We start from the raw sequence: 4446 nt of genomic DNA on the forward strand, positions 1-4446 counted from the left end.
GAGCCGAAGCTCGCCTGTTATCAACAACCTGAAACTTACTGCATCAGCAGATACAAACTGCTGTCACCGCGCTGTACGTTCAGTGCCAGCACCGAAGGTTTGGTATCAAGCACTTTACGCAGCTCGCCAAGGTTAGCCACGGCTTGCTGGTTCACGCCCAGAATCACGTCACCTTTCTTCAGACCGATACGCGCCGCTGCGCTGCCCGGTTTAACGCTATCGACACGCACGCCTTTCTGGCCGTTAGTATCGATATTGCTGAGATCGGCACCTTCAATGCCGGTGTAAATGGTGGCGGACTGCACTTTATCCTGCGAGCTCTGCTGCAGTTCAACCGTGACGTTCACCGGTTTGCCATCGCGCAGCAGACCCAGCTGCAGTTTGGTGCCGACCGGCAGCGAGCCGACTTCTGCACGCAGCGCCGCGAAGCTGGTCAGCGCTTTACCGTTCATCGACACCACTACGTCACCCGCTTTCACGCCGGCTTTCGCCGCAGCGGAATTCGGCAGCACCTGGCTAACAAAGGCGCCGCGCTGCGCATCGACTTTCATCGCTTTTGCCAGCTCAGAGTTCAGCTCGGTGCCCATAATGCCCAGCTCGCCGCGTTTCACCTGACCGTACTCCACCATCTGCGCGGTAAGGTTTTTCACCATTGAACTTGGGATCGCAAAGCCGATACCGATGTTGCCGCCGTCCGGCGCCAGAATCGCGGTGTTAATCCCGATCAGCTCACCGTTAAGGTTAACCAACGCGCCGCCGGAGTTACCCCGGTTGATCGCCGCATCGGTCTGGATGAAGTTTTCATAGTTTTCAACGTTTAGACCGCTACGGCCCAGCGCTGAAACAATCCCCGAGGTCACGGTTTCGCCGAGGCCGTACGGGTTACCGATCGCCACGGTGTAATCACCGACGCGCAGGTTGTCAGAGTCGGCAATTTTGATTGCGGTGAGGTTTTTCGCATCCTGCAGCTGAATCAGCGCGATATCTGACTGCGGATCTTTACCAATTACTTTGGCATCGTAGCGACGGCCATCGCTGAGCTGAACCTGAATTTTGGTCGCGTTATCCACCACGTGGTTGTTAGTTACCACATAGCCTTTATCCGCGTTAATCACCACGCCAGAACCGAGCGCACGGAACTGCTGTTTCTGCGCGTTAGCACCGCCATCCGCGCCGCCGCCGTCACCGCCCGCGCCGTTTTGGCACATTGGCGAACTCTGGAACGGTGAACCGTCCTGACAGAACGGAGAATTATCACCAAAGAATTGCTGGAACTGCTGTGGCATACGCGGTGTTTTAACCGTCGTCGTGCCTTCCACGCTGATACTCACCACGGACGGCATGACTTTTTCCAGCATCGGTGCCAGGCTTGGCAACTGCTGGCTGGAAGAAGAAGCGGTCTCTGCGGCAAATACACTCACAGGGCTCAACGCCGTCGCGCCGAAACTCAGCGCCAACGCCAGCATAATTGTGTTTTTTTTCATTTATCTGTGTCTCTCTAAGAATTACGGCCAGACCATTGCTGTGGTCGTGATGGTGAGATTAAGTTTTTAGCGCGAAGTTCCTAATAAAGTTTTAGGCAAAGGTAAAAAATTGTTCTTCGTCTTTACAATTCTGCGCTTATTCAACCGCCATTAAACGACGATATTCATCCCAGGCATAATTGTCCGTCATCCCGCTAATGTAGTCCTGAATCAGACGCGCACGATAATAACGTTCCCACAATAGGCGCTGATATTTATGCTCAACAATTAATGAACGCATGTGTTGCTGATAGGCTTTGCGATGTTTGCCGGAAAGCTTATGAAACAGCCGGGTTTCAATTGGATGCTTTGCCAGAAAATCCTCGTTCATCAAAGTGGTAAATTGCTCGTAATCCAGCAACAGCAATGACTGATATATTTCGAGCAGACCTTTAATCACCCGATAACCCTGCAATTCCAGTTGTTCAACTTCAGGATGATTAAACACCTGCTGACGCGCCACCGTTTTAAACAGTTTCAGCAAGCGCCCTTCTTCGCCATCATCTTCCAGTAAAGCATGATTAAAATCGCCTTCGAAAATAGCCGGCAAGTTGTCGATGAAACGCTTAACCGCATGGCTAACCAGCACGTTTTGCACGTTAACCCGCAGCGACATAAAGAATTGATCGCTGATACTGCGGCGTTTTTTCTGATTAGCCTCTTTCCAGGCATCGCCGATGGTGCGGCTGAAAACATCGCCGGTTTTTACCGTGCCCCAGGCATCGAGTAAATGCTTATACAGCGTTTCAACATGGAAGATGTCTTTTTCTACGGCGTCATCCAGATCGGCAATGCAATAAGAGATATCGTCGGCGGCTTCCATTATCCAGGTGAGAGGAAAACGATGGTGCTGTTTTATATTCGTCGCTTCGCGTAACTCAGCCACATATTCACGCTCGGATAAATAGAAGCCCGGCTTTTTCATTAATACGCTAAATTCAGCCGGTTTATCGCCTTGCCACCATGCGGGTGCGGTATATTTCAAAATACAGGCGACCTGCGCATAGCTGAGATTGAGTTGCAGCAGCGTGTGCACCAAACGAATCGCCTGAGCGTTGCCTTCGAAATGGCATAAATCTTGACGAATCATTGCATTTAACTGGTCAAAAGCAGCGCGCTCCACCTCATCGGCAACGCCCGCCACCAGCGGATCGACGAGCTCGGCAGGCAGATTATCGTCGAACCAGTCATTTATCGCCGCCTCACCAAAGTGACCAAACGGCGGATTGCCAACATCGTGCAGCAAACAGGCCATCTCAATCAGGCTTTCGAAGGCACCTTCGAACTCATCCAGTCCATAATTCGCCAGGCCGCCGCCTTGAATTTTCAGCGCTTGCAGAATCTCTTTGGTGATATATCGCCCGGTTTGCTGTACTTCCAGCGAGTGTGTCAAACGCGAACGCACCGCCGCGTTGCGCTCCAGCGGGAATACCTGGGTTTTCTGTTGCAGTCGACGAATCGCGGCGGAGTTAATAATACGTCCGCGATCGCTTTCAAAGTGGCGGGTAATAAAGTATTCCCCTTCGGGATCTTTGCGGCTGGTATAAGGGCGGGTGAAACTGATCTTCTTCCTGAAATTGATCGTCGCCATAATTACCCCTTATTTTTTCGTGAATTCTTCCTCAATCAGCCATGTTAGACTATGCCTCACTTTTGCGGGTTACATCCATTAAATTAGCGAGATTCTTATGAAAGTAGGCATTATTGGCGCGATGGAGCAGGAAGTTACTCTGCTGCGTGACAAAATCGAAAACCGCCAGACACTGACGCTGGCCGGCTGCGAAATTTACACCGGCACGCTGAACGGTGTTGAAGTAGCGCTGCTGAAATCAGGCATCGGTAAAGTGGCTGCCGCGCTCGGCACAACCTTGTTGCTCCAGCTATGCAAGCCGGATGTGGTGATCAACACCGGTTCTGCTGGCGGATTGGCGCCCACGCTGAAAGTGGGCGATATCGTGGTGTCCGATGAAGTGCGCTATCACGACGCCGACGTCACCGCCTTCGGTTACGAGCCAGGCCAGATGGCCGGTTGCCCCGCGGCTTTCGTGGCAGATGACAAACTGATTGCCGCCGCTGAGCGGGTTATCAAGCAGCTCGACCTCAACGCGGTACGCGGTTTGGTAGTGAGCGGCGATGCCTTTATCAACGGCGCGGCACCGCTGGCGCGTATCCGCACCACCTTCCCGCAGGCGATTGCGGTGGAGATGGAAGCGACCGCGATCGGACACGTTTGCCATCAGTTCAAGGTGCCTTTTGTGGTGGTGCGCGCGATTTCTGACGTCGCCGATCAGGAATCACACCTGAGCTTTGACGAGTTCCTAAGCGTTGCGGCAAAACAGTCTTCACTGATGGTAGAAAACCTGCTGGTTCAGCTGGCGCGTGGCTAAAATCCTGCTGCTTGGGCTGTTGCTGCTGTGCAACAGCCTGTTCGCCGCCGCGCCGCGCGTTATTACGCTTTCGCCCCATCTGACCGAACTGGCCTTCGCCGCGGGCATTACGCCGCTGGCCGTCAGCGCCTTCTCCGATTATCCCGCGCAGGCTAACGCGCTGGAACAGGTCGCGAACTGGCAAGGCATCAAAGTAGAACGCATTCTGCAGCTCAAGCCGGATGTGGTGCTGGCATGGCGTGGCGGTAATCCGCAGCGACAAATCGAACAGCTGCAACGTTTCGGGATTAAGGTTGAGTGGATCGATCCGCAAACCATTGATCAAATGATCGATGCGCTGGCGGCGTTACAGCGCTGGAGCCCGCAGCCACAGCAAGCGATTGACGCAGCGCAGACATTACGCGCGCAGGAAGCGGCGCTGCGCAAGCAGTATCAGCAAAGCACGCCGATCCCGCTGTTTTTGCAGTTTGGTCAGCAACCGCTGTTTACCGCTTCGCGCAACACCATGCAAAACCAGGTGATTGAACTGTGCGGCG

3 protein-coding genes and 1 pseudogene are annotated in these 4446 nt (G+C 53.6%); 2 read left to right on the forward strand and 2 right to left on the reverse strand.

The features are described from left to right. Nucleotides 1-35: 35 nt before the first annotated feature. Entirely contained in the window at nt 36-1484 is a 1449-nt protein-coding gene (gene degP, locus RTY00_RS08565) for a serine endoprotease DegP (protein ID WP_154192928.1), read from the reverse strand. 136 nt (nt 1485-1620) lie between these two features. After that, a complete protein-coding gene (gene dgt / locus RTY00_RS08570) occupies nt 1621-3114 on the reverse strand; it encodes a dGTPase (protein WP_312664124.1) in 1494 nt (497 codons plus the stop codon). 97 nt (nt 3115-3211) lie between these two features. On the opposite strand from dgt, the gene mtnN reads away from it, so the two are divergent. Beyond that, entirely contained in the window at nt 3212-3910 is a 699-nt protein-coding gene (gene mtnN / locus RTY00_RS08575; protein ID WP_008108495.1) for a 5'-methylthioadenosine/S-adenosylhomocysteine nucleosidase, read from the forward strand. A gap of 37 nt (nt 3911-3947) precedes the next feature. Then, nucleotides 3948-4446 (forward strand): annotated as a pseudogene (gene btuF, locus RTY00_RS08580) (vitamin B12 ABC transporter substrate-binding protein BtuF); the annotation flags it as partial.

This window comes from Pantoea sp. CTOTU49201, assembly GCF_032054795.1.
Lineage (GTDB): Bacteria > Pseudomonadota > Gammaproteobacteria > Enterobacterales > Enterobacteriaceae > Pantoea > Pantoea symbiotica.

What these genes read in the sequence shown, in the direction of transcription:
- degP (WP_154192928.1), bottom strand. Translation starts at nt 1,484, where the DNA reads ATGAAAAAAAACACAATTATGCTGGCGTTGGCGCTGAGTTTCGGCGCG.
- dgt (WP_312664124.1), bottom strand. Translation starts at nt 3,114, where the DNA reads ATGGCGACGATCAATTTCAGGAAGAAGATCAGTTTCACCCGCCCTTAT.
- mtnN (WP_008108495.1), top strand. Translation starts at nt 3,212, where the DNA reads ATGAAAGTAGGCATTATTGGCGCGATGGAGCAGGAAGTTACTCTGCTG.